The sequence below is a fragment of the Kitasatospora sp. NPDC029312 genome (assembly GCF_055569215.1).
Genome location: NZ_JBVHXY010000035.1, coordinates 1 through 22,603, shown reverse-complemented (window position 1 = coordinate 22,603; position 22,603 = coordinate 1). Strand labels below are relative to the sequence as shown.

20 protein-coding genes and 1 riboswitch are annotated in these 22,603 nt (G+C 71.6%); of the genes, 10 read left to right on the top strand and 10 right to left on the bottom strand.

Annotated elements, in window-relative coordinates; genetic code table 11:
• Window positions 1-136 precede the first annotated feature (136 nt).
• From ACZ4WV_RS25630 to ACZ4WV_RS25615, 4 genes are all read left to right on the top strand, one after another.
• Entirely contained in the window at window positions 137-1,138 is a 1,002-nt protein-coding gene (locus ACZ4WV_RS25630; protein WP_465750559.1) for a carbohydrate ABC transporter permease, read from the top strand.
• Window positions 1,139-1,178: 40 nt separating this feature from the next.
• Complete coding sequence (locus ACZ4WV_RS25625) at window positions 1,179-2,087, top strand: sugar ABC transporter permease (RefSeq protein WP_465750557.1); 909 nt, start codon at window positions 1,179-1,181, stop codon at window positions 2,085-2,087.
• 92 nt (window positions 2,088-2,179) lie between these two features.
• Window positions 2,180-3,877, top strand: coding sequence for a glycoside hydrolase family 13 protein (locus ACZ4WV_RS25620; RefSeq protein ID WP_465750555.1), 1,698 nt, complete (start codon window positions 2,180-2,182; stop codon window positions 3,875-3,877).
• Window positions 3,878-3,902: 25 nt separating this feature from the next.
• On the top strand, window positions 3,903-4,922 hold the full coding sequence (locus ACZ4WV_RS25615; protein WP_465750553.1) for a LacI family DNA-binding transcriptional regulator: 1,020 nt from the start codon (window positions 3,903-3,905) through the stop codon (window positions 4,920-4,922).
• Between the two features lie 295 nt (window positions 4,923-5,217).
• Here ACZ4WV_RS25615 and ACZ4WV_RS25610 read toward each other — a convergent pair whose 3' ends face one another.
• Window positions 5,218-6,489 (bottom strand): transglycosylase family protein, encoded by a 1,272-nt coding sequence (locus tag ACZ4WV_RS25610; RefSeq protein WP_465750551.1) that lies wholly within the window; start codon window positions 6,487-6,489, stop codon window positions 5,218-5,220.
• Window positions 6,481-6,667, bottom strand: a riboswitch (cyclic di-AMP (ydaO/yuaA leader). Its footprint overlaps the gene before it by 9 nt.
• Window positions 6,668-7,159: 492 nt before the next feature.
• Window positions 7,160-8,101: a sirohydrochlorin chelatase family protein gene (locus tag ACZ4WV_RS25605; protein WP_465750549.1), complete on the bottom strand. Its 942-nt coding sequence runs from the start codon at window positions 8,099-8,101 to the stop codon at window positions 7,160-7,162.
• A 557-nt stretch (window positions 8,102-8,658) separates the two neighbouring features.
• Between ACZ4WV_RS25605 and ACZ4WV_RS25600 the strand changes: the two genes are divergently transcribed.
• A complete protein-coding gene (locus tag ACZ4WV_RS25600; RefSeq protein WP_465750547.1) occupies window positions 8,659-8,922 on the top strand; it encodes a DUF397 domain-containing protein in 264 nt (87 codons plus the stop codon).
• 225 nt (window positions 8,923-9,147) lie between these two features.
• Here ACZ4WV_RS25600 and ACZ4WV_RS25595 read toward each other — a convergent pair whose 3' ends face one another.
• Complete coding sequence (locus ACZ4WV_RS25595) at window positions 9,148-9,687, bottom strand: ATP-binding protein (RefSeq protein ID WP_465750545.1); 540 nt, start codon at window positions 9,685-9,687, stop codon at window positions 9,148-9,150.
• Between the two features lie 415 nt (window positions 9,688-10,102).
• Between ACZ4WV_RS25595 and ACZ4WV_RS25590 the strand changes: the two genes are divergently transcribed.
• Window positions 10,103-10,969, top strand: a complete 867-nt coding sequence (locus ACZ4WV_RS25590) for a helix-turn-helix domain-containing protein (protein ID WP_355676238.1) — start codon at window positions 10,103-10,105, stop codon at window positions 10,967-10,969.
• Window positions 10,970-11,151: 182 nt separating this feature from the next.
• Here the strand turns inward: ACZ4WV_RS25590 and ACZ4WV_RS25585 are convergent, their stop codons facing one another.
• Both ACZ4WV_RS25585 and ACZ4WV_RS25580 read right to left on the bottom strand, forming a co-directional pair.
• Complete coding sequence (locus tag ACZ4WV_RS25585) at window positions 11,152-11,718, bottom strand: TetR/AcrR family transcriptional regulator (RefSeq protein ID WP_465750543.1); 567 nt, start codon at window positions 11,716-11,718, stop codon at window positions 11,152-11,154.
• 271 nt (window positions 11,719-11,989) lie between these two features.
• Window positions 11,990-13,504 carry an MFS transporter gene (locus tag ACZ4WV_RS25580; protein WP_465750541.1) on the bottom strand — a complete coding sequence of 505 codons (1,515 nt, stop codon included), beginning with the start codon at window positions 13,502-13,504 and terminating at the stop codon, window positions 11,990-11,992.
• Window positions 13,505-13,591: 87 nt separating this feature from the next.
• On the opposite strand from ACZ4WV_RS25580, the gene ACZ4WV_RS25575 reads away from it, so the two are divergent.
• The gene (locus tag ACZ4WV_RS25575; protein WP_465750539.1) at window positions 13,592-14,044 is read left to right on the top strand and encodes a MarR family transcriptional regulator; all 453 of its coding nucleotides are present in this window, start codon (window positions 13,592-13,594) and stop codon (window positions 14,042-14,044) included.
• Window positions 14,045-14,063: 19 nt separating this feature from the next.
• Here ACZ4WV_RS25575 and ACZ4WV_RS25570 read toward each other — a convergent pair whose 3' ends face one another.
• The 5 genes from ACZ4WV_RS25570 to ACZ4WV_RS25550 all read right to left on the bottom strand — a co-directional run bounded on the left by ACZ4WV_RS25570 (window position 14,064) and on the right by ACZ4WV_RS25550 (window position 18,532).
• Complete coding sequence (locus ACZ4WV_RS25570; RefSeq protein ID WP_465750538.1) at window positions 14,064-15,011, bottom strand: M56 family metallopeptidase; 948 nt, start codon at window positions 15,009-15,011, stop codon at window positions 14,064-14,066.
• Between the two features lie 188 nt (window positions 15,012-15,199).
• A complete protein-coding gene (locus ACZ4WV_RS25565) occupies window positions 15,200-15,763 on the bottom strand; it encodes a DUF5134 domain-containing protein (protein WP_465750536.1) in 564 nt (187 codons plus the stop codon).
• Window positions 15,764-15,972: 209 nt separating this feature from the next.
• On the bottom strand, window positions 15,973-16,731 hold the full coding sequence (locus tag ACZ4WV_RS25560; RefSeq protein ID WP_465750534.1) for an amino acid ABC transporter ATP-binding protein: 759 nt from the start codon (window positions 16,729-16,731) through the stop codon (window positions 15,973-15,975).
• Window positions 16,728-17,639: an amino acid ABC transporter permease gene (locus ACZ4WV_RS25555; protein WP_465750532.1), complete on the bottom strand. Its 912-nt coding sequence runs from the start codon at window positions 17,637-17,639 to the stop codon at window positions 16,728-16,730. Before ACZ4WV_RS25555 ends, ACZ4WV_RS25560 begins: the two co-directional genes overlap by 4 nt.
• Entirely contained in the window at window positions 17,636-18,532 is an 897-nt protein-coding gene (locus tag ACZ4WV_RS25550) for an ABC transporter substrate-binding protein (RefSeq protein ID WP_465750530.1), read from the bottom strand. Before ACZ4WV_RS25550 ends, ACZ4WV_RS25555 begins: the two co-directional genes overlap by 4 nt.
• A gap of 654 nt (window positions 18,533-19,186) precedes the next feature.
• Here ACZ4WV_RS25550 and ACZ4WV_RS25545 point away from each other — a divergent pair.
• From ACZ4WV_RS25545 to ACZ4WV_RS25535, 3 genes are read left to right on the top strand one after another with little or no spacing between them, the layout of a single operon-like run.
• Window positions 19,187-20,587 carry a DUF6421 family protein gene (locus tag ACZ4WV_RS25545; RefSeq protein WP_465750528.1) on the top strand — a complete coding sequence of 467 codons (1,401 nt, stop codon included), beginning with the start codon at window positions 19,187-19,189 and terminating at the stop codon, window positions 20,585-20,587.
• Window positions 20,584-21,345, top strand: a complete 762-nt coding sequence (locus ACZ4WV_RS25540; protein ID WP_465750526.1) for an SDR family NAD(P)-dependent oxidoreductase — start codon at window positions 20,584-20,586, stop codon at window positions 21,343-21,345. The genes ACZ4WV_RS25545 and ACZ4WV_RS25540 overlap by 4 nt, the downstream gene beginning before the upstream one ends.
• A complete protein-coding gene (locus tag ACZ4WV_RS25535; protein WP_465750645.1) occupies window positions 21,342-22,418 on the top strand; it encodes a threonine aldolase family protein in 1,077 nt (358 codons plus the stop codon). The genes ACZ4WV_RS25540 and ACZ4WV_RS25535 overlap by 4 nt, the downstream gene beginning before the upstream one ends.
• Window positions 22,419-22,603: the final 185 nt, after the last annotated feature.

Here is a 22,603-nt window from a genome sequence, read left to right as displayed (position 1 = left end):
CAAAGGATAGAAGAACCCCCCCCCCCCCCCCCCCCCCCTCCCTCCCTCCCCCCCCCCCCCCCCCCCCCCCCCCCCCCCCCCCCCCCCCCCCCGGGCCGTCGGCTCCCCCGAGAATCCCCCCGAGAAGGTGCAAACGATGTCAGTCGCCGTCCAGGGCGCCACCGGCAAGGGCAGCCGGGAGCGCGATCAGCGTCCGGGCCCGCTGGCACGCCTCAAGCGCTCCTACGCCAAGCACTGGTACGCCTACGCGATGACCGCCCCGGTCGTGCTGGTGCTCGGCGTCCTGGTGCTCTACCCGCTCGCCCAAGGCCTCTGGCTCACCCTCACGAACGCCAACAGCCTCAACGTCGCCCGCACGATCGGCGTCAACGAGATCCCGGCCAGCTACGACTTCGTCGGACTCCACAACTACGCCGACATCCTGTGGGGCCCCGGCTCGTACGACCGCTTCTGGTCGCACTTCGTGTGGACCATCGCCTGGACGGGCATCTGCGTCTTCCTGCACTACACCCTCGGCCTCGGCCTCGCCCTGCTGCTCAACAAGAAGCTGCGCGGGCGCGCCGTCTACCGGATGCTGCTCATCCTGCCCTGGGCCGTGCCGACCTTCGTCACCGTCTTCTCCTGGCGCCTGATGCTCTCGGACGGCGGCGTCGTCAACAGCGCGCTCTCCGCCCTGCACCTGCCCCAGCCCGGCTGGCTCACCGACCCGTGGGCGCAGAAGGCGGCCGCCATCCTGGTCAACACCTGGGCCGGCGTGCCGTTCATGATGATCTCGCTGCTCGGCGGGCTGCAGTCGATCCCGGCCGAGCTGTACGAGGCCGCCGAGATGGACGGCGCCAGCCGTTGGCAGCAGTTCCGCTACGTCACCCTCCCCGGGCTGCGCACCGTCTCCTCCACCGTCGTGCTGCTCGGCGTGATCTGGACGTTCAACCAGTTCAACGTCATCTTCCTGCTCTTCGGCAGCGGTGCTCCGGACGCCCAACTGCTGGTCACCTGGGCCTACCGCCTCGGCTTCGGCCAGATCCCCCGGGACTACGCGCAGTCCGCCGCCTACGGCGTGATCCTGCTGTCCATCCTGATCGTCTTCACCGCCTTCTACCGGCGCTGGCTCGCCCGCAACGAGCAGGCCAACGGCTGAGGCCCCGGACCCAGTTGACCCACGAAGGCAGGTAACCCCGATGAGCACCACCACCGAACGCCCGGCCGCCGCCGCGCCGACCACGGCCCCGAGCGCCAGGCCGGCCAGGGTCCGCCCGCGCGGCGAGAGCGGCCCGCTGGGCAAGGCGCTGTCCCACGGCGCCCTGATCCTCGCCGGACTGATCGCGTTGTTCCCGGTCGCGTGGATCCTGTTCGTCTCGCTCGGACCGGACAAGACCGACTACCTCCACCCCGGCCAGATCCTCGACAAGCTCACGCTGTCGAACTACCAGCACGTGCTGGCCGACACCGACTTCTTCACCTGGTTCGGCAACGCCGTGCTGGTCTCCGGCATCACCACCGTGTTCGGCGTGATGGTCGCCGCCACCACCGGCTACGCCGTCTCCCGGATGAAATTCCCGGGGCACAAGCCGCTGATGTGGTCGCTGCTGGTCACCCAGATGTTCCCGATCGCGGTGCTGATCGTGCCGATGTACACGATGCTCTCCGAACTCGGCCTGCTGGACAGCTACACCGGCCTGATCCTGGTCTACTCGACCACCACCGTGCCGTACTGCGCCTGGCTGCTGAAGGGCTACTTCGACACCATCCCGGTCGAGATCGACGAGGCCGGCCGGGTCGACGGGCTCACCCCGTTCGGCACCTTCTGGCGGCTGGTGCTGCCGCTCGCCCGGCCGGGCCTGGCGGTCGCCGCCTTCTACTCCTTCCTCACCTACTGGGCCGAGGTGCCGTTCGCCTCCACCTTCATGCTCAGCTCCGACAAGTACACGCTGGCCGTCGGCCTGCAGACCTTCGTCAGCGAGCACGACGCCCAGTGGAACCTGATGGCCGCGACCGCCGTGCTGATCGCCGTCCCGTCCGCGGCCTTCTTCTACCTGGTGCAGCGCCACCTGGTCACCGGCCTGACCGCCGGTGCCTCCAAGTCGTAACGCCGCTGCGCGCACCGGCGCCGACTCCGCGTCCCGGCGCCGCCCGCAGACCCGGCGTTCTCCGCTCCTCTAGTCCCCAAGGGATTTCGTCCATGACCCAGAACCTGGCCGACACCTCCCGGCCCGCCGCCGACACCGCTCACGAGGCGAACGTCAGCGCGTCCAGAGGCTGGTGGCGGGACGCGGTCATCTACCAGGTGTACCCGCGCAGCTTCGCCGACTCCAACGGGGACGGCATGGGCGACCTGCCCGGCATCCGCAGCCGCCTGCCGTACCTGCGCGACCTCGGCGTGGACGCCGTCTGGCTCTCCCCGTTCTACGCCTCGCCGCAGGCGGACGCCGGCTACGACGTCGCCGACTACCGCGCGGTGGACCCGATGTTCGGCACCCTGCTGGACGCGGACGCCCTGATCCGGGACGCCCACGAGCTGGGCCTGCGGATCATCGTCGACCTCGTCCCCAACCACTCCTCGGACCAGCACGAGTGGTTCCAGCGCGCCCTGCGCGAAGGCCCCGCGTCCCCGCTGCGCGAGCGCTACCACTTCCGCCCCGGCAAGGGCGAGAACGGCGAACTGCCGCCCAACGACTGGGAGTCCATCTTCGGCGGCCCGGCCTGGACCCGCACCGAGAACCCGGACGGCACCCCCGGCGACTGGTACCTGCACCTCTTCGCCCCCGAGCAGCCCGACTTCAACTGGGAGAACCAGGCCGTCGCCGACGAGTTCCGCTCGATCCTGCGGTTCTGGCTCGACATGGGCGTGGACGGCTTCCGCATCGACGTCGCCCACGGCCTGGTCAAGGCCCCCGGCCTGCCCGACCTCGGCGGCGCCGACCAGCTCAAGCTGCTCGGCAACGACGTCATGCCGTTCTTCGACCAGGACGGCGTGCACGAGATCTACCGCAGCTGGCGCAAGATCCTCGACGAGTACCCGGGCCAGCGGATCGGCGTCGCCGAGGCCTGGACCCCGACCGTCCAGCGCACCGCCAACTACGTCCGGCCCGACGAACTGCACCAGGCCTTCAACTTCCAGTACCTGGGCACCGATTGGGACGCCGCCGCGCTGCGCGAGGTGATCGACCTGTCGCTCGACTCGATGCGCCCCGTCGACGCCCCCACCACCTGGGTGCTGTCCAACCACGACGTCACCCGGCACGCCACCCGGTTCGCCAACGAGCCCGGCCTCGGCACCCAGATCCGCACCCCCGGCGACCGCGAGCTGGGCCTGCGCCGCGCCCGCGCCGCCAGCCTGCTGATGCTCGCGCTGCCCGGCTCCGCGTACGTCTACCAGGGCGAGGAACTCGGCCTGCCGGACGTCACCGACCTGCCGGACGAGGTCCGCCAGGACCCGTCCTTCTTCCGCCAGGCCGGGCAGGACGGCTACCGCGACGGCTGCCGCGTCCCGATCCCGTGGTCCGGCACCGAGGCCCCGTACGGCTTCGGGCCGGTGCCGGGCGGACCGTCCTGGCTGCCGCAGCCGGCCGAGTGGGCCGAGCTCAGCGTCGAGGCGCAGACCGGCGACCCGACGTCCACCCTGGAGCTGTACCGCAGCGCGCTGGCCGTGCGCCGGTCCCAGCCGGACCTGGGCGCCGGCACCGAGGTCGAGTGGCTGAACGCCCCCGAGGGCACCTTGGTGTTCCGCCGCGGCTCCTTCGTGTGCACCGTGAACACCACCGGCGAACCGGTGCGGATGGCGGCGCCCGGTCGGCTGCTGCTCGGCTCGACCGAACTCGTGGTGGACGGCGGCGAGACGGTGCTCGCTCCGGACAGCACCGGCTGGTGGGCGGTCTGACGTGGTTGCAATAGGCTCTGGGACCGTGACTACGGCGCGACTCTCAGACATCGCGGCGCAGGCGGGGGTCAGCGAAGCCACCGTCTCCCGCGTACTCAACGGCAAGGCGAACGTCTCCGCCGCGACCCGGCAGACCGTGCTGGCGGCGCTCGACGTGCTCGGTTACGAGCGGCCGACCCGCCTGCGCCAGCGCAGCGCCGGACTGATCGGACTGATCACGCCGGAGTTGAGCAACCCGATCTTCCCCGCGCTGGCGCAGGTGATCGAGCAGGTGCTCAGCCGGCACGGCTACACGCCGGTGCTGTGCACCCAGACGCCGGGCGGGTCCACCGAGGACGAACTGGTCGAGATGCTGGTCGACCGGGGCGTGGCGGGCATCGTCTTCGTCTCCGGGCTGCACGCCGACAGCACCGCCGACCACGACCGCTACGCCCGACTGGCCGGGCGCGGGGTGCCGTTCGTGCTGATCAACGGCTACAGCGAGCGGATCGACGCACCGTTCATCTCGCCGGACGACCGGTCCGCGATGTGGATGGCCGTCCAGCACCTGGCGGAACTCGGGCACGAGCGGATCGGGCTGGCTGTCGGGCAGCGGCGGTACGTGCCGGTGCTGCGCAAGATCGAGGGCTTCACGGCCGCGATGCGCGAGGTGCTCGGGCGCAGCCTGGAGGAGGCCGAGGAACTCGTCCACCACACGCTCTTCAGCGTGGAGGGCGGGCACGCGGCGGCCGGGGCGCTGCTCGACAAGGGCTGCACGGCGATCGTGTGCGGGAGCGACATGATGGCGCTCGGGGCGATCCGGGCGGTGCGGCAGCGGGGGCTGTCGGTGCCGCAGGACGTGTCGGTGGTCGGCTTCGACGACTCGCCGCTGATCGCCTTCACCGAGCCGCCGTTGACCACGATCCGCCAGCCGGTGGAGGCGATGGCCACGGCGGCGGTGGACGCGCTGCTGGAGGAGGTCGGCGGGAACGCCGCCCAGCGCGGGGAGTTCATGTTCCAGCCGGAGTTGGTGATGCGCGGGTCCACGGGGGCCTGCGCGCGCTGAGCAACCGGCGGGGAAGCGCCGGGGACGGTAGCGCCGTGAACGGGCGGGCTCCGGAGAGCAGTTGCTCTCCGGAGCTCGCCCGTCGGCGTGTGGCGCCGCTTTTGCGGCGTGGCGGCTGGGGCGGCCTTTCGGCGGGCGAGGACAAAGACGCCACCGCCACCCCCGGGCTTTGCCGGGGGTGGCGGGTGGTCAGCGTCCGGGCAACGGCGGACAGATGACAGATGATGAAATCTGTTATCTGTTATCTGTCGGCTGTTAGCTGTCAGCCGTCGCCCGTCAGCCGTGGGCCGTTGCCTCAGACCCGGCCGGCGAAGTCCGGGGCCCAGTTGGCGACGGTCTGCTCGCGGACGCCCGCGCTCGGGTTGGCGGCCTCGACGTACTTGCCGCCGCCGACGTAGATCGCGACGTGGTACACGCCGGAGTCCTGGCCGTTGTTGGACCAGAAGAGCAGGTCGCCCGGCTGGAGGCTGTCCAGCGAGACGTGGGTGCTGGCGGCGGCCTGGTCGGCGGCGACGCGCGGGATGCTGATCCCCGCGGCACGCAGCGCGGCCTGGGTGAGGCCGGAGCAGTCCCAACCGCCGTTGCCGGTGCCGCCGTAGACGTAGGCCTGGCCGACCTGGGACTCGGCGAAGGACACCGCGGCCGCCATGCTGCCGGTGGCGGCCTGGGCCGGAGCCTGGGTCTGCGCCGGGGCGGCCGGCTTCGAGGCCTGGGCGGTCGGCTGGGCGTTCACGGCACCGCCGTTCGCGGCCTGACCGGCCTTCTGGGAGCGGTTGAACCAGTTGAAGTCCGAGCCGGAGGTGGAGGACTGGTCGGCCTGGGCCTGGTCGCCGTCACCGAAGGTCAGGTGCTGGCCCGGGTAGATGGTGTTCGGGCCGTCGGTCAGGGTGCTGCGGTTGAGCTCGTACAGCCGCTGCCAGCCGCCCTGGACCTTGTGCTTGTCGGCGATCGAGGACAGCCAGTCGCCCGCGACGACGGTGTAGTCGCCGTTCTGGGCGTGGGCCTGGCGCTGCTGCGCCCAGGTGCCCTTGGCGGAGTCGGTGGAGGGCTGCGCCTGCTCCGGGGCGGGCGCGGCCGGCTGGGCGGGCTTCGCGGCCGGGGCCTGGGTCTGCGCGGGCTTGGCGGCGGGCTTGGCGGCGGTGCCGGCCGAGGTGTCGACGGCCGCCGGGGCGCCGCCCTTGGTCAGACCGGCCTGGATGGAGCAGACGGGCCAGGCACCGGGGCCCTGGGAGGCGAGGACCTTCTCGGCGACGGCGATCTGCTGGTCCTTGGTGGCCTGGTTGGCCTGCGGGGCGTACGAGGTGCCACCGAAGGCGGCCCAGGTGCTGGAGGTGAACTGCAGGCCGCCGAAGAAGCCGTTGCCGGTGTTGATGCTCCAGTTGCCGCCGCTCTCGCACTGGGCGACCTTGTCCCAGGTGGCGACGGAGGCGGCGTTGGCGGTGCCGGTGGTGAGGCAGGGGATGGTGAGGCCGACGCCCGCGACGCCGAGGGCGGCGATCACGCGACGGGTACGGCCGGACAGGCGGGTGCCGTTGGTGGGCAGCATGAAGACGCGGTCCTCTCCCACGCCTGCGAGGTGAGCTGTCGGATTCGGGCCGGAGTTGCCCGGCCGCGCTGTGGGCGCGGCTTCACCCCTAGCCCTGGACCGTTCCGAAGAACGGCCCGGGGCGACTTACCTGTGGTTCCCCCGCTCCTGCCGTGGTGCGTTTTCGCGCTGCCAGGACATCCGACGGCAGGATTCGGCGTTGCGGATGAACTGGGTCCGTGTGGTCACGAACGGGGAGCACGTTAAGCAGACTTAAGTTCAAACTGCAAACATCTGTGATGTGCATCACGGTTTACGGAAAACAGTCAAATCGGACTTCGGTCGTGATCAAAAATGATCGTTTTCCGATAATCCACTTGCGGACCCGCGAAATTGTCTCCGCCTCAGAAACGGGCTGACGGGCTGTCGACGAGCGTGACGGGCGCGCCGTGGCGGCGGCCGGTGGCGATGGAACGAGCGCCGGAAAACGGTCCCGGCATTCCGGTCCGAAAGCGCGACAGATCGGACATCACGCCCGATCGCACCCCTATCTCCTTTATTTCCCGTACCAGGACAACCGGACGGGGCGGGAGCGGGAGTGCGGGCGCGGGCAAGCCGAAGGGCCCGGAACGAAGCCGTTCCGGGCCCTTCGGACCTTCGATGCGGGACGAGCGCGACAAGTGGCGCGACCGGCGGGCCCGGAGGCCGCCTGTCAGGCCTCCAGAGGCCCCTGGGCGGCCGCGTGGGCGCCGCGGGAGCCCTCCTCGGCCGCCGCGGCCTCCTCCTCGGCCCGGGCCAGCTCCTCCGGGGACGGCATCGGCAGCGCGGCCAGGTAGGTGGAGGCGATCAGCTGGCCGATGGCCGGGTAGGCGCCCAGCGGCGCGGCCGAGGGGCAGCCGGTTTCCTCGGCGGCCGTGGCGAGCAGCTCCGAGTCCGCCTCGGGGCCGATCACCAGCGGGGCCAGCGCCGGGCGCTGGGAGCCGGTCTCCTTGAGGTGGTTGACGGCCCCGGCGACCGAGCCGGGTACGTCGAGCGCGGCGGCGACCACCGGGACGGCCAGCCGGGCGGCCAGCAGCACACCGGTGATCCCGGCCGCGGCGGCTGCGTCCTCGCCGCCCACGGTGGTCAGGACCACGCCGTCCGCGGCGGTCGCGATGGCGAACAGCCGGGCCCGGTCGGCCCGGGCCAGCCCGGCCTCGGAGAGCCGTACGTGCACGGCCTCGGCCAGCAGCGGGTGCGGGCCCAGCGCGTCGGTGACGGTCGCGCCGTACTCGGCGGCGATGGCGTGCAGTCCGGCCAGGAATCCGTGCGGCCCCGGCACCAGCGGCACGACGACGGGCGTCGGCAGGCCCGCCTCGGCGGCCCCGGCCAACAGCTCGGCGACGGTGCGCTCGTCCCCGCCCCTGCCCGCGGCGCCGTCGGCGGGGAGGTAGCCGACCGCCGCCTGGACGCCGGTGTGCTCGCTGCGGACGATCGAGAGCAGTTCCTCCACGACCGAACGGGACTCGGGCCCGGCGATCGCGGGCACGGCGAGCACCAGGGCCGGCGAGCCGGTGGGGATCTCGGGGCGCTCAGGGCGGCGGTGGCGCCCCCGCGCACGGGAGCCTGGAGTGCGGACGGGCAGTGGCGCGCCCGGGATGGCTGCGGTGCTCATGCCGGAGATCGTAGGACATCTGCCTGTCAGGCCTACAGTCGGCCGCCGTACGGGTTTGGAGCGGTCGTGGTGCGCGGGTCGTGTTCCCGCCGCACCGGTCCGGGCGCTTTGCCTACAATCCGGACATTCCTCGCCCAACGCCCGAGTGCTCGCCCGCAGTTGCCTTGACGTGTGCCGCAGGCGGTCGCGTTGCATGTGGGGCGCGTGAGATGTCTCACAACCGGAGGGGCGTCTGACGGAGCGTCACGGCGGTGCGACTCCGGGCATTCGAAGATCAACATTTAGCGGGGGGTCGCTCACGGCCGGTTATCGCCGGCTCGTCGATTCACTCGGCTATGTCCGTTTACGTACCGTCAGGAGAAGGGGTCGTGAAGAGTTCGGGGCGACCGGTAAAAGGCCTCATGCACCTGCAACGTCCCGTGCTGATGCACGTGCACTGCGGCTATCATCGCGTCAAGTGAGGCGTTGTGCCGGACCGGTACGGGGCCGGTCCGTTCGTTCGGCGGTGCCGGGGCGCCGCGCTGGACGACAACTCCGGAGCTCTTCGGGAGACTTCTATGCACGACTCGCATGACACACACGGCTCTGACCACACCTACAACGGGATGGCCGCCACCGACCTCGAGGGGGTGGTCTGGCAGAAGAGCCGGCACAGCAACTCCCAGGGCAACTGCGTCGAGTTCGCGGCCCTGCCCGGCGGCGACGTCGCGATGCGCAACTCGCGCTTCCCGGACGGTCCGGCGCTCATCTACACCCGGGCCGAGATCGCGGCCCTGCTGCTGGGGGCCAAGGACGGGGAGTTCGACCACCTGGCCGTCTGACCGGCCGCTGCTCCACCATCGGGGGGCCGTCGTGGGTGCTGACACCGCGACGGCCTTTGTCTTTTTCTCCGGGCGTCTCTTTCCCGGAACGCTCCGCGCGGCCGGTGGGTTGCGGGCCGTGCGGAAAGGCCCGTGCGCCGCGTGAAAGAGCCCGTGGGCCGTGGGGAAGGGCCCGGGGTGTGGTCCTCCCGGGTCGTCCTTCGGCCGGCCGTGTGCCGGGCGGCGCTAGGCCGAACGCCGGTGCCGTCCACCGACTTCGACCTGTCCGTCGAACCCGACGCCCGTGGCCGGCTCGGCCTCGAACACGGCCCAGACCACTTTGCCGCTGCCCAGCGGGTGCCAGCCCCAGGAACGGCTGAACGACTCCACCAGGTGCAGCCCGCGGCCGGATTCCGCCACGAAGTCCGCTTCCCGGGCGACCGGTCCGATGCTGCTCGGATCGCTCACCGCGCAGACCACCTGGGGCGCGCGGTGCACCAGGCTTATTCGGATCGGCAGCCGTCCGTCCGCGGTCGGCTGTGTGGGAAAGTCGTACTCGCCCAGGGCGCAGCCCGACCGGTCGGGCCGTGCGCCGATCGCGTGCCGGAGCGCATTGGTCACGAGTTCCGAGGCCACCAGCGCGACATCGTCGAACAGCTCCATGAGGCTCCAACGCTGAAGGGCGGTCCGGGTGAAGTCGCGCGCGGTTCTGACCGATTCGAAGCGAGGAGCGAGCGTACAGGTGACCACATGGGGGTCAACCGCCAAAGCCGTACCGGTGCTCATGAAGAGCTCCTCCCATAAGGGGGCGGACACGGCTGGACCCGCCGGGGTCATGCCGGTCACCTCCGACTCGCTCGGCCGCTCGGCCGCCCCCTCGACCAGGCGCCCGCGCACTCGAACGCCCGACGGTGCGTGGGACGCCGGGTCGGTGCACGGAGTCGCGCGTGGGGTCGACGCGGAGCCCGCGGGATTGCCAGGGATGTGCAGGTGCACGTGCACCATGGTGGTGTGCGCTCACTGCAGATGCAAGAGTCGATTCACGTGCAGTCGCACAATTGGCATATGCAAGCGCCGGATGCACGTGCATCCTGGTGTGCGGAGTGCGGAACTGATAGGAACATCCGTCAGTATCGGCACCGTGAGCGCTCAACTGATGGCAGACTGTGCGCTGTTTGCCCTAGGTGGAGGTTTCGACCGCATGACCACAGTTCAGCCGGGCGGCGGCTCGATGGTCCGCCGGATCCTCCTTGGCTCGCAGCTGCGTCGCCTACGTGAGGCGCGCGGCATCACCCGTGAGGACGCGGGCTACGCGATCCGCGCTTCCGAGTCCAAGATCAGCCGCATGGAACTGGGCCGCGTCTCCTTCAAGGAGCGCGACGTCGCGGACCTGCTCAGTCTCTACGGCGTGGACGACGGCCTGGAGCGGGAGGCCCTGCTCGGCCTGGTCCGCGAGGCCAACAAGTCCGGCTGGTGGCACAGTTTCAACGACGTGCTCCCGGGCTGGTTCCAGACCTACGTCGGCCTTGAGGAGGCCGCCCAGCTGATCCGCACCTACGAGGTGCAGTTCATCCCCGGACTGCTGCAGTCCGAGGAGTACGCACGGGCGGTTTTCGGTCAGAGTCGGCCGGTCATCAGCGAGGAGGAGGTCGAGCGGCGGGTCAGCCTCCGGCTGCGCCGCCAGAAGCTGCTGACCGAGGGCGCCAACCCGCGCCTGTGGGCGGTGATCGACGAGGCGGCGCTGCGCCGGCCCGTCGGCGGGCCCAAGGTGATGCGCGGTCAGGTCCAGTACCTGATCGACGTCGCCGAGCAGGCCAACGTGGTGATCCAGGTCATGCCCTTCCGCTTCGGCGCGCACGCCGGGGAGTCCGGCGCCTTCACCATCCTGCGCTTCCCCGAGCAGGACCTCGCCGACGTGGTCTACCTGGAGCAGCTCACCAGTGCGCTCTACCTGGACAAGCGCGATGACGTCGACGCCTACATCCAGGTCATGGAGCGGCTCTGCGTGGACAGCCTCACCCCCGAGCGCACCATAGACCTGCTGGCCTCGATCCTGAAGGAGCGCTGAGCCCCGGCTCGGCAGGGCCGCCGCAGGCCCCGACTCCGCTCGGCCGCCGGACCCGGACGACGCCGGCTCGCCGGCTCGCCGGCTCGCCGGCTCTCGGCGACCGCCGTCCACCCGCCATCCGTCACCGGCCGTCGTCACCAGCCGTCCGTCACCGGCCGTCCACCCCCGCCGTCCACCCGCCGTCACCCGCGGGCGGGCGGCCGTTCGTGCTCCGGCGGCAGCGGCTGCGGGGGACGGCCCAGTTCCCAGGCCAGGCCGTAGCGGCGGAACAGGTCGGCCCGGATCGGCGCCAGCGGGACCTCCGCGCCCGGCAGCAGCACACCGATGCAGCCGCCCATCAGCGCGCTGCGCAGCACCGCGTGCTCGGCCGCCGGATCGGGCGCGCCCCAGTCGTCCAGCAGGCCCTGGAGGATGGCGCCGAGCTGCTGTTGTTCCGGGTCCTGGACGAAGGCGCCGGTGTCCGGGTCGAGGATCAGCGCCAGGTGTGAGCGCATGACCCGGGGGTGGTCCAGCGCCAGCCCGAGCACGGCGTCGATGGCCCGGGCCAGCCGGTCCTCGGGCGAGGCGCCGGGTGCCAGTTCGGCCAGCGCGCCGGACAGCGCCTGGTGCATCATCCGGTGCGTCGCGGACTGCATCAGCAGCCGTTTGCCGTCGAAGTAGTACGAGACCAGGCCGCGGGCGAGCCCGGCCCGTTCGGCGATGTCGGTCAGCGTGGTGCCCGCGTAGCCGCGCTGGTCAACGAGTTCCACGGTGGCCCGCATGATGCGTCGACGGGAGCGTTGCCGCATCTCCTCATTGACCGAATCCCCACGAGGTGCCATCGTGTCAGCTCCGAACGTTCGTTGGCTCCGGGCCAATATACTTGCGGAGCCGGCGGTCGCGCCGTGGAACCGTTCCCTGAGGGGCGCCGGCCGCGCGGCCGGACGACGAAGACGGCCGGCTCCACCAACACGGGGGTTTGGTGGAGCCGGCGCCGGGGGTCCGCGACCAGGGGTCGGTCGTGGGCGAAGGCCGGTACGGTCAGCGCTTGGTCAGGAGCTCGGCCCGGGCCGTGGTCGGCCCGGCAGGCGAATAATCATAGTCCGGGACCACTACGGGAGTTGAATTCCGTCGCCGGCCCAGCAGGGCGCCGACCGCGGCGATCAGCAGGCCGACCAGGGCGACCGCCGTCACGAGGGCCAGCGCCGGCCGGTAGCCGTCCAACTGCGCCTGCGGGCTGTCGCCGCCCGCGCTGCCGGCCGTGATCATCGCGGTCGCTCCGGCCAGCACCACCGCGGTGCCGACCTGGATCGCGGTGTTCACGAGGCCCGAGGCCAGGCCCTGCTCCTCGTCGGCCACGCCGTCGGTGGCGGCGATGTTCACCGAGGGGAAGGCCAGCGCGAAGCCGACGCCGAGCAGCAGCATCGAGGGCAGCACCAGCGTCAGGTAGGAGCTGTGCTCGTCCAGGCGCAGGAACAGGGCGAAGGCCGCGGCCAGCGCGAGCAGGCCGATCGGCAGCAGCCGGGCGGTGCCGAAGCGGTCGACGATCGGTCCCATGAACGGCGCCGAGAGCGCGATGAACGCACCGGCGGGCAGCAGCCCGAGGGCCATCTGCAGGGCGGACCAGCCGAGCAGGTGCTGCAGGTAGAGCGTGACGACGAACTGGAAGCCGCCGTACGCGCCGGTCATCGTGAAGGCGACCACGTTGGCCCGGGCCACCGAGCCGTTGCGGAAGATGCCGAGCCGGACCAGCGGGTGGGCGGCGCGGCTCTCGATCAGCAGGAAGGCGGTGGCCAGCGCGATCACCACGGCCAGTGATCCGAGGGTGCGCAGGCTCAGCCAGCCGGCGCCCTGGGCCTCGGTGACGGTGAACACCAGGAGCAGGACGGTCGCGGTGCCGGTGATCGCGCCGAACACGTCGTAGCCGCCCTCGGCGCGCTCCTCGGTCGGGCGGGGGAGCAGGCGCACCGCGAAGGCGAGGGCGAGCAGCGCGACCGGGACGGGCATCAGGAAGGTCCAGCGCCAGCCGACGGAGGTGAGCAGGCCGCTCAGCACCAGGCCGAGGGAGAACCCGCTGGCGCCGCAGGTGGTGTAGATCGACAGCGCCCGGTTGCGGGCGGGGCCCTCGGCGAAGGTCGTGGTGATGATCGACAGGCCGGCCGGGGCGGTGAAGGCGGCGCTGACGCCCTTGAGGAAGCGTGCCGCGATGAGCAGACCGCCGTCGTCGACCAGGCCGCCGACGAGCGAGGCGAGGGCGAAGGCGGTCAGGGCGACGAGGAAGACCCGGCGGCGGCCGAGCAGGTCGGCGGCGCGGCCGCCGAGCAGCAGCAGGCCGCCGTAGCCGAGGACGTAGCCGGAGACCACCCACTGCAGGGTGGAGGTCGAGAGGTGCAGTTCGGAGCCGATCGAGGGGAGGGCGACGCCCACCATCGAGACGTCCAGGGCGTCCAGGAACATGGCGGCGCAGAGCACGATCAGGGTGCCCCAGAGGCGGGGTGTCCAGTGCAGCCCGCTGGTTGACGATGCGTCGGATGACGTGACGGTCGCGGTGGTCATGGGGAGGACAGTACATGCATATGCATTCAATGCAAATGAATTAGATGTGAACGCATAAGTTGTCGATGCATGTGCTAGGGTGGCCGCGTGGCAGAACTCCCCTCCCGGGCGCTCGACTCGCCGACCGAAGCCGGTCTGGTCGCGCAGTGGCGCGACCTGTTGGCCCGGCACGCCGCTACCGCCTGCTTGCTCGACCGCGAGCTGGGCGACAAGTTCGGGCTGGGCATGAGCGAGTTCGAGGTGCTGGAGCGCCTGGTGGAGGGGTGTGAGGCGGAGGGCCTTCCCTCGCTGCGGGTGGCCGATCTGGCGCCCACCGTCCACCTGAGCCAGAGCGCCCTCTCCCGGCTGATCGCCCGGCTGGAGAAGGCCGGGCTGGTCTCCCGGGCCATGTGCGAGAGCGACCGCCGGGGCATCATGCTGACCCTGACCGAGGCCGGGCGGGAGCGTTACGAGCAGGCCAGGCCGCTTCACCGGGAGGTGCTCGGGCTCACCCTCGTCGGAGAGATCGGGCCGGTCTGCGCGGAACCCCAGGACGACTGACCAGGCGTCAGCAAACCTCTCAGAACATCGAATTGAGACCGGGAGCGACGGCCAGCAGGACGGCTGCGGCGGGCGCGGCGAGGGCGAACAAGGTAAGCCGCAGCCGGTGCGGCACGGACAGCCGCGGACGGCCCGCGAGCAGCCGGTCGACCCGCTTCGGGGACTGCGCCAGACCGGGCGGGCAGGAGCCGAACACCCCGCGGTCCAGGTTCAGTTCGGCCAGCGCGAGGGCGGTGGTGTGCCGGCCGTGGCGGCGGGCGGCCCGGTCGTCGGCCGCCAGCTCGATCAGTTCCTCGACCTGGTCCCGGAAGGCGCTGAACACGCCGACGCCGGGGAAGCCGGCGGCCAGCGCCCCGGCGACCTGCTGGAGCAGGTGGTGCCGGGCCCGGACGTGACCGCGCTCGTGGCTCAGCACGGCGGCCAACTCCCGGGCGGTGAGCTGCTGGAGAGCGCCGGTGGTGACCACCAGGCGGGAGTCCGGGCCGGGCAGCGACCAGGCTTCGGGGCGGACGTTCTCCAGCACCACCAGCCGCTCCCGGCGGCTGCGCGCGGCCGCGATCGCCTCAGGCAACTCGGGCGCGCGGGTCGCCAGTTGGGCGTGCCGGCGATTGCGCAGCGCCTTCGCCGTCCAGGCCTCCCGGGTGAGCGCCAGCACCGTCCGCAGGGCGCCCGCCGCGAGCACCACGGCGCACAGCCGGCCCCAGCCCTCGGCGTCCTGGAGACCGTACGCGGCCTCGACGCCGTGCGGGGCGCCGGCGAACACCAGCTCGCGCAGCTCGGGCATGGCGGCGGAGGCCGCGAGGACCAGGCCCAGCGCGCAGCACAGCAGCACGGCCGTCACCAGGCACTGCCACACCAGCAGCGCCAGCACGGGTTCGCGCTCGACCCATCGGGCCCGGGCCAGTCGGCGGGGCGCGACGGTCGAGAGCAGCAGTCCGAGCAGCAGCAGGCCGATCAGGGTGGTCATCCCATGGGCTCCCCGGGTATGCGCGGAACGCGACAGCGCGCTCCCTGCCAACCTAGGCGCTGTCGACGCCCGGTGGTACGGCTTTCGGTCAGCCAGTGACCAATGCCACGCGCGAGGGCAGTGGTTGGGCGACGACCCGGCGACCGGCGTACGGCGTCCGGTGGGTGCGGGAGTGAGCAGCCCGGGCGTCACATGGTCAGGAGCATGGCGAACATGCCGATGCCCATGGTGAGCCGGCACGCCTGCGGCAGGCCCGAGGTCCCGAGCGCGAGGGTGCCGGCGGGCAGCAGTCGGGCACCGGCCCACAGGGAGTACCCGCCGAAGTAGAGCAGCAGGGCGCCGGTCAGCGGCGGCGCGCCGTGGACGGCGGCGTGGTGGTGGTGCCCGGCGGGGGAGGCGGTCATCGCGAGGGCCGTGTACGTCATGGCGAGCGCGCCGACCGCGTGGTGCAGCCGGTGTGCTCGGCCGGTGGGGGCGTACAGCGCGGCGAGGAGGAAGCCGGCGGCGGGCAGGCCGAACAGGCCGGCCCAGACGACGGCGGGGACGGTCGCACCGGTGACGGCCATCGCCGCCATGCCGAACCCCATCAGGGCCTCGGCGGCGTCGGACTCCCGGGCGTGCGGCGGCCGACGGGCGGGGCCGGGAGCGGCGCCGGGCGGGGAGGGTGAGTGCCGCAGCCGGGTCAGGCAGTGGACGCCGGCGGTGGCGGTGAGGAGGGCGAGGAGCCAGTCGACCAGGGTGGGTCCGGACAACGGCAACCTCCCGGGGCGGCGGGCGCAGCGACGGTCGTCCGTCCATGATCACCGCTGTGGGCCCGGCGCGGACAGGCGCGTGCGGGGGCGCACAGTGGTGCTCACTGTGGTGCGGCCCTTCTCACGCAACCGTCCCCGGCCTCGCACGACCCGCTTCGCGCCACGCGACCCGCTTCGCGCCATCCGACCCGGACCGCCCCACGGCCCGTTCAGCCCTGGAGTCGCCCCGAGGCCATCACCCGGCTGAGGAACTGCCGGGTCCGCTCCTCGCGCGGCTCCCCGAACACCTGCTCCGGCGGCCCCTGTTCGAGCACCACCCCGCCGTCCAGGAAGCAGACCTGGTCGGCGACCTCGCGGGCGAAGCCCATCTCATGGGTGGAGAGGACCATCGTCATCCCCTGCTCCTTGAGGTCCCGGACCACCGACAGCACCTCGCCGACCAGCACGGGGTCGAGCGCCGCGGTGATCTCGTCGAGCAGCAGCAGCCGGGGCCCGGCCGCCAGTGCCCGCACGATGGCGACGCGCTGCTGCTGCCCGCCGGAGAGCCGGTCCGGGTACTCCCCGGCCTTGCCCGCCAGCCCGAGCCGGTCCAGCAGCTCCAGCGCCCTCGCCTCGGCCTCCGCCCGACCGACCCGGTGCACCCGGCGCGGCGCGAGCGTGATGTTCTCCAGCACCGTCATGTGCGGGAATAGGTTGTACGACTGGAACACCACCCCGATCCGGCGGCGCACGGCGTCCTCGTCCGCGCGCGGGTCGGTGATCTCCTCGCCGTCCAGGAAGATCGCCCCGTCGTCGATCCCCTCGAGCAGGTTGACGCACCGCAGCAGCGTCGACTTCCCGGAGCCGGACGCCCCGATCAGCGCGGTCACCGAGTGCTCGGGCACGGCCAGGTCCACGTCACGCAGCACCACCTGCCCGCCGAAGGTCTTGCGCACCGACTCCAGCCGGAGCACCTCGGTGCCGCTCATACCGCTCCTCCCTGCAACTGCCGACGGTTCATCCGGGTGGTCAGCCAGTCGGCGAACCGGGTCAGCGGCACGGTCAGCGCGACGAACACCAGCCCCGCCACCAGGTACGGCGTGAAGTTGAAGGAGTGCGCCGCGATGATCTTCGCGGCGTACACCGCGTCGATCGCCCCGCCGATCGAGACCAGCCCGGTGTCCTTCTGCAGGCTGACCAGGTTGTTGATCAGCGGCGGCACCACCCGGCGCACCGCCTGCGGCAGCACCACGTACCGCATCGCCTGGGCGTTGGTCAGGCCCAGCGACCGCGCGGCCGCCCGCTGGCTCGGGTGCACCGACTCGATGCCCGAGCGGAACACCTCCGAGACGTACGCCGAGTACGTCAGCACCAGCGCCGCTCCACCGAGCAGCAGCGGATCGGTGGTCACCCCGCTGAGCCGCAGCGCCGGCACCCCGGTGATCATCACCAGCAGGCAGATGATCATCGGCAGCCCGAGGAAGAAGTCCACGTACGCGGTGGCCAGCAGCCGCACCGGCAGGAACACCGGCCCGCGCAGCGTCCGCAACACCGCGAGGAGCAGGCCGAAGACCAGGATCAGCACCCCGCAGCCGAGCATCAGCTCCAGATTGAGCCGCAGCCCCTTCAACACCTCCGGAAGCGCCTGCCGGGCGTAGTGCGCGTTGAAGAAGGTCCGCCTCGTCACCTCCCAGCCGGGGGAATCCACGATCAGCAGGTACAGCGCCGCCGCCGTCACCAGGGTCGAGGCGGTCGCGACCAGCGCCGAGCGCCGGGCCCGTCCGCGCCGGTACGCCTGGTGGGCCAGCCGCCGCTCCGAGGGGCGGTACCCGTCGTCGTCCTCCGCCGCGGGCTCGGTGACGATGACCGGTCCGGCCGGCCGTGCGTCCCCGCTCACTTCAGGACCGGTGCCGAGACGGCGTCCGACAGCCACTGCTTCTCCAGCTTCGCCAGCGTCCCGTCCGCTCGCAGCGCGTCCACCGCCCGGGACACGCACGCGGTCAGCTCGGAGCCCTTGTCCAGCACCAGGCCGAACTGCTCACCCTGGGAGGCGGCCTCGAACTGGCCCACCACCTGGCCCTCTGGCACCTCGGCGCCGGTGATGTAGAAGGCCGTCGGCAGATCCACCACCAACGCCTCGACCTGACCGTTCTTCAGCGCGGCCTTCGCCAGGTCGTTGGAATCGAACACGGCCGGCTGGCTGCTCGGCTTGATGGTGCCGGTGATGGTGTCCAGGCTGGTGGTGCCGACCTGCGCGCCGAGTTTGGCGCCCTTCAGGTCCGCGATGCTCTTCGCGTTCGCGGCCTTGGAGTTCTTCAGCGCGATGACGGCCTGACGCACGTCGTAGTAACCGGAGGAGAAGTCCACCGCCTGCTTGCGCTCGTCGCTGATGGACACCTGGTTGATGTCGAAGTCGAAGTCCCTGGCCCCCGGCGCGGTGGCCTTGCCGAACGGCGCGACCACCCAGCTGACCTTCTCCTTCGGGTAGCCCAACTGCTCCGCCACCGCGTACGCCACGGCCGACTCGAAACCCTTGCCGTTCTCCGGCTTGTCCTCGGAGAACCACGGGTCGTAGGCCGGCTCGTCGGTGCCGACGGTCAGCTTCCCCGCCGTGCGCGTGGCCAGCGCCCCGGGCGCGCAGGCCGCCGCACCGGCCGTACCCGAGGCCGCGGCCCCGCCGGATTTGGCGTCCTGCGGCGCACAGGCGGTCAGCGCGGCGGCGGCGACCACCAGGGTGGCGAGGGGCAGCACGGCGGACGGCGTGCGGAGGGTCGGCGTGTGGAGGGTCATGGCAGCGCTCCAGAGGAAGGACCGGGCGGGCGGAGAAGCAGGAGGAGCGGGACGGGGCGTGGCGGACGGCGGGGCTCGGCGTCGCGGAGTGGGGCGGGACGCGTCCCGGTGGGTCACTTCCCCGGTGGCGGCGCCGGAACACACACGGCATGGTCGGCGTACGGGCCCACGTGCGCGGCGCCGCTGAGCCGGCTCGACGGGCCCCCGGGTCGCCCCGGCGGCGGACCGCCGACGCGGGCGGCTAGGCCGACGCGACGGGGGCGGCGGCGCGACCGGGTCAGCGCGACCGGGTCAACAACAGGGGCGACAGCGGCCGCTTCGGCCCATGCGATCGCCGCGGCCGCGCGTGCGGCAGCGACCGCCGGTCTGCCCGCTCCCGGTCTGCCGACCGGAGCGCAGCCGGAACGGGCCGTCGTGGCGTTCGGCCACCGTGATCACCGCCGGGAACATGCCGGGAGGTTCGCATCAGAGCAGCGCATCTGTCCAGGACATCCAGATCAGTGCCACATACCGGACTTGGCGGTCTTCCGACGCAGGGTCTCGGGCCGGAGCGCCGACCCACCGGAGCTTTGTCCGTCCTGCCCCCCTTGAACGGGAGAACCTTTCGTATCTATGGTGTCCTCGTTGAATAACTCCTGTCGAAGTGAGTCCACGATGCAGAATCTTTCGCCAAGGCTCGCTGCGGCGGCCGACGCCCCGGTTTCGACCCTCGCCGCCCACCCGGCGTGGCTGCGCCTGAAGGAAGCCGTCGAGGCACTGCGCCCGCTGCAGTCCAAGGACGGTTCGATCGACCTGTCCGCTGTCCAGCGGCACACCGTCGACCCGCTGGTGGCCACCGTCCGCGCCACCGTCAAGGAGCTCGCCCCGAACTTCCCGCACGACGCCGCCTACCTGGCCGCCGTCGACGCGGACCTGGCGAAGTGGGCCGACACCGGCTTCCGGGAGCCCGACTTCCTGGACTCGCTGCTCGCCTTCCAGCCCGCCGACCAGCGCGAGGACGGCCTGGAGCACCTGGTCGTCTTCCCGATGTACACCCAGAACGGCAACCCGAACCGCAACCTGGAAGCCGTGCTGCTGCGCGTCGTGTGGCCCGACTGGCTGGCCGAGCTGGAGCGCACCCGCTTCGACAACCCGATGTTCGTGCCGATCACCTTCACGGACTTCACCGCCGGCTACGACACCAACTCCGCCGTCCTCTTCCCCGAGACGGTCGCCGTGCGCAAGGCGCCGGAACGTTTCACCTGGGGCGGCATCTTCTGCGACCGCGAGGCCGCCCGCTTCCGCGCCGTCTCCACCAGCGCCGTCCAGCAGCTCGGCCTGGAGATCCCGGCCGACGCCGAGGGCCTGCTCAAGGACCAGCACCGCACCCAGGAGACCTTCGTCCTGTGGGACCTCGTCCACGACCGCACCCACAGCCACGGCGACCTGCCGTTCGACCCCTTCATGATCAAGCAGCGCAGCCCCTTCTGGATGTACGGCCTGGAGGAGCTCCGCTGTGACCTCACCACCTTCAAGGAGGCGGTGAAGCTCGAGGCCGAGGGCAACCCCCACGCCCGCGACGTCCAGTACGCAATCCTGTTCGACCGCCTCTTCCGCTTCCCGGTCAGCGGCGACCGCGTCCGCAACTACGACGGCCTCGGCGGCCAGCTGCTCTTCGCGTACCTCCACAAGCACGACGCGCTGCGCTGGCGCGACAACCGCCTCAGCATCGACTGGGACCGCGTCCAGCAGGTCACCAACGCGCTCTGCGGCGAGATCGAGACCCTCTACCGCGACGGCATCGACCGGCCCAAGCCGGCCCACTGGATCGCCGCCTACCAGCTGGTCTCCCGCTACCTCACCCCGCACCCCGCCTCCACCTGGGCCAAGGGCCCGGAGGCGCTGCCGCTCGACATCACCGACGGCAAGGCCCTCAACAAGGCGCTGTGCGACGCCGTGCTCCCGGACGAATTCCCGCTGAGCATGTTCTACGAGGCCCTGTCCAAGAAGCTCGGCGGCGTCATCGCCGCCACCGCCGGAATCACCGGCGCCGGTATCCAGGGAGTTGCCGCGTGACCACCACCACCCCCGACACCAAGCTGGCCGGCAAGGTCATCGCCGTCGCCGGGGCCAGTGGCCCGGCCGGCCAGGCCGTGCTGCGTCGCCTGGCCGCCGACGGCGCCACCGTGATCGGCGCGGACATCGACGCCCAGCGGCTGGAGTCGGCGCTCGACGCCACCCGCATCGCGGTGCGCGGCGCCAAGGTCAGCGGCCAGGTGATCGACCTCCTCGACCCGCAGGAGGTCCACGATTGGGCCGACCACCTGGAGGCCGAGCACGGCCACGTCGACGGCCTGTTCCACCTGGTGGGCGGCTGGCGCGGCAGCAAGACCTTCTTCGACACCCGCCTGGACGACTGGGACTTCCTGCACGACACCGTCGTGCGGACCCTCCAGCACACCTCGCTGGCCTTCCAGCCCGCGCTGGTCCGCAGCCAGGCCGGCCGCTACGCGATGATCTCCGCCGCGGCCGCGCACAAGCCCACCGCGGGCGGCGCCGCCTACGCGGCCGCCAAGGCCGCCACCGAGGCCTGGACCCTCGCCATGGCCGACTCCTTCAAGAAGGAGACCACCTCCCCGGACGGTGAGCCCACCGCTGCGGCTGCCATCCTGGTGATCAAGGCGTTGGTCAGTCCCGAGATGCGGGCCGAGAAGCCGGAGGCGAAGTTCGCCGGCTTCACCGACACCGCCGACCTCGCCGGACACCTGGCGGGCCTCTGGGACCGCCCCGCAGCAGAACTGAACGGACAGCACCTGTGGCTGACAGCCCGATGACCGAGCTCACCCGGACGGACGCGGTACGGCGGCACGACCCCGCCGTCCGTGGCTTCGCCAGCGACAACTACGCCGGCGTCCACCCCGAGATCCTCGCCGCGATCGCCCTCGCCAACGGCGGCCACCAGGTCGCCTACGGCGAGGACGACTACACGGCGCACCTCCAGGACGTCTTCCGCCGCCACTTCGGCGACACGGCCGAGGCGTACCCCGTCTTCAACGGCACCGGCGCCAACGTGGTCGCCCTCCAGGCGCTGCTGCCGCGCTGGGGCGCCGTGGTCTGCGCCGAGAGCGCCCACATCCACGTGGACGAGGGCGGCGCCCCGGAGAAGATGGGCGGCATCAAGCTGCTCACCGTCCCCACGCCGGACGGCAAGCTCACCCCCGAGCTGCTCGACCAGCAGGCCTGGGGCTTCGGCGACGAGCACCGCGCGCAGCCGCTCGCGGTCTCCCTCACCCAGAGCACCGAGCTCGGCACCCTCTACACCGCCGAGGAGATCCGCGCGATCACCGAGCACGCCCACGAGCTGGGCATGCTGGTCCACGTCGACGGCTCCCGCCTGGCCAACGCGGCCGCCTCGCTCGGCCTGCCGCTGCGCGCCTTCACCACGGACGTGGGCGTCGACGTCCTCTCCTTCGGCGGCACGAAGAACGGCCTGCTCTTCGGCGAGGTCGTGGTGGTGCTCAACCCGGAGCGGGTGCGCAACATCAAGTACCTGCGCAAGACCTCGATGCAGCTCGCCTCGAAGATGCGCTTCCTCTCCGTCCAGTTCGAGGCCCTGCTCTCGGGCGACCTCTACCTGCGCAACGCCGGCCACGCCAACGCGATGGCCAGCCGGCTGGAGGCGGCGGTCCGGAGGATCGACGGCGTCGAGGTCGTCCGCCCCGTGCAGGCGAACGCGGTGTTCGCGATCCTCCCGCGCGAGGTGAGCGAGCGGCTGCAGAAGCGTTACCGCTTCTACTTCTGGAACGAGCACACCGGCGAGGTCCGCTGGATGTGCGCGTACGACACCACGGAGGCCGACATCGACGCCTTCGCGGCGGCCATCGCCGAGGAGATGGGCCGCGTCTGACGTCGTTCTGACGTCGTTCTGACGTCGTTCTGACGTTGTTCTGACGGTGTGATGACGCGGATCGTCCCGTCCTGCGAGTGCAGGGCGGGACGATTTGCATGTGGCGGGTCCGTCCCCGTACAGTTCCGGAGTCGCCGCGGGAGACCGGGGTGGCAAGGCGGAAAGCGAATCCGATGAATGAAACT

What these genes read in the sequence shown, in the direction of transcription:
- ACZ4WV_RS25630 (WP_465750559.1), top strand. Translation starts at nt 137, where the DNA reads ATGTCAGTCGCCGTCCAGGGCGCCACCGGCAAGGGCAGCCGGGAGCGC.
- ACZ4WV_RS25625 (WP_465750557.1), top strand. Translation starts at nt 1,179, where the DNA reads ATGAGCACCACCACCGAACGCCCGGCCGCCGCCGCGCCGACCACGGCC.
- ACZ4WV_RS25620 (WP_465750555.1), top strand. Translation starts at nt 2,180, where the DNA reads ATGACCCAGAACCTGGCCGACACCTCCCGGCCCGCCGCCGACACCGCT.
- ACZ4WV_RS25605 (WP_465750549.1), bottom strand. Translation starts at nt 8,101, where the DNA reads ATGAGCACCGCAGCCATCCCGGGCGCGCCACTGCCCGTCCGCACTCCA.
- ACZ4WV_RS25600 (WP_465750547.1), top strand. Translation starts at nt 8,659, where the DNA reads ATGCACGACTCGCATGACACACACGGCTCTGACCACACCTACAACGGG.
- ACZ4WV_RS25595 (WP_465750545.1), bottom strand. Translation starts at nt 9,687, where the DNA reads ATGAGCACCGGTACGGCTTTGGCGGTTGACCCCCATGTGGTCACCTGT.
- ACZ4WV_RS25590 (WP_355676238.1), top strand. Translation starts at nt 10,103, where the DNA reads ATGACCACAGTTCAGCCGGGCGGCGGCTCGATGGTCCGCCGGATCCTC.
- ACZ4WV_RS25580 (WP_465750541.1), bottom strand. Translation starts at nt 13,504, where the DNA reads ATGACCACCGCGACCGTCACGTCATCCGACGCATCGTCAACCAGCGGG.
- ACZ4WV_RS25570 (WP_465750538.1), bottom strand. Translation starts at nt 15,011, where the DNA reads ATGACCACCCTGATCGGCCTGCTGCTGCTCGGACTGCTGCTCTCGACC.
- ACZ4WV_RS25560 (WP_465750534.1), bottom strand. Translation starts at nt 16,731, where the DNA reads ATGAGCGGCACCGAGGTGCTCCGGCTGGAGTCGGTGCGCAAGACCTTC.
- ACZ4WV_RS25550 (WP_465750530.1), bottom strand. Translation starts at nt 18,532, where the DNA reads ATGACCCTCCACACGCCGACCCTCCGCACGCCGTCCGCCGTGCTGCCC.
- ACZ4WV_RS25545 (WP_465750528.1), top strand. Translation starts at nt 19,187, where the DNA reads ATGCAGAATCTTTCGCCAAGGCTCGCTGCGGCGGCCGACGCCCCGGTT.
- ACZ4WV_RS25535 (WP_465750645.1), top strand. Translation starts at nt 21,342, where the DNA reads ATGACCGAGCTCACCCGGACGGACGCGGTACGGCGGCACGACCCCGCC.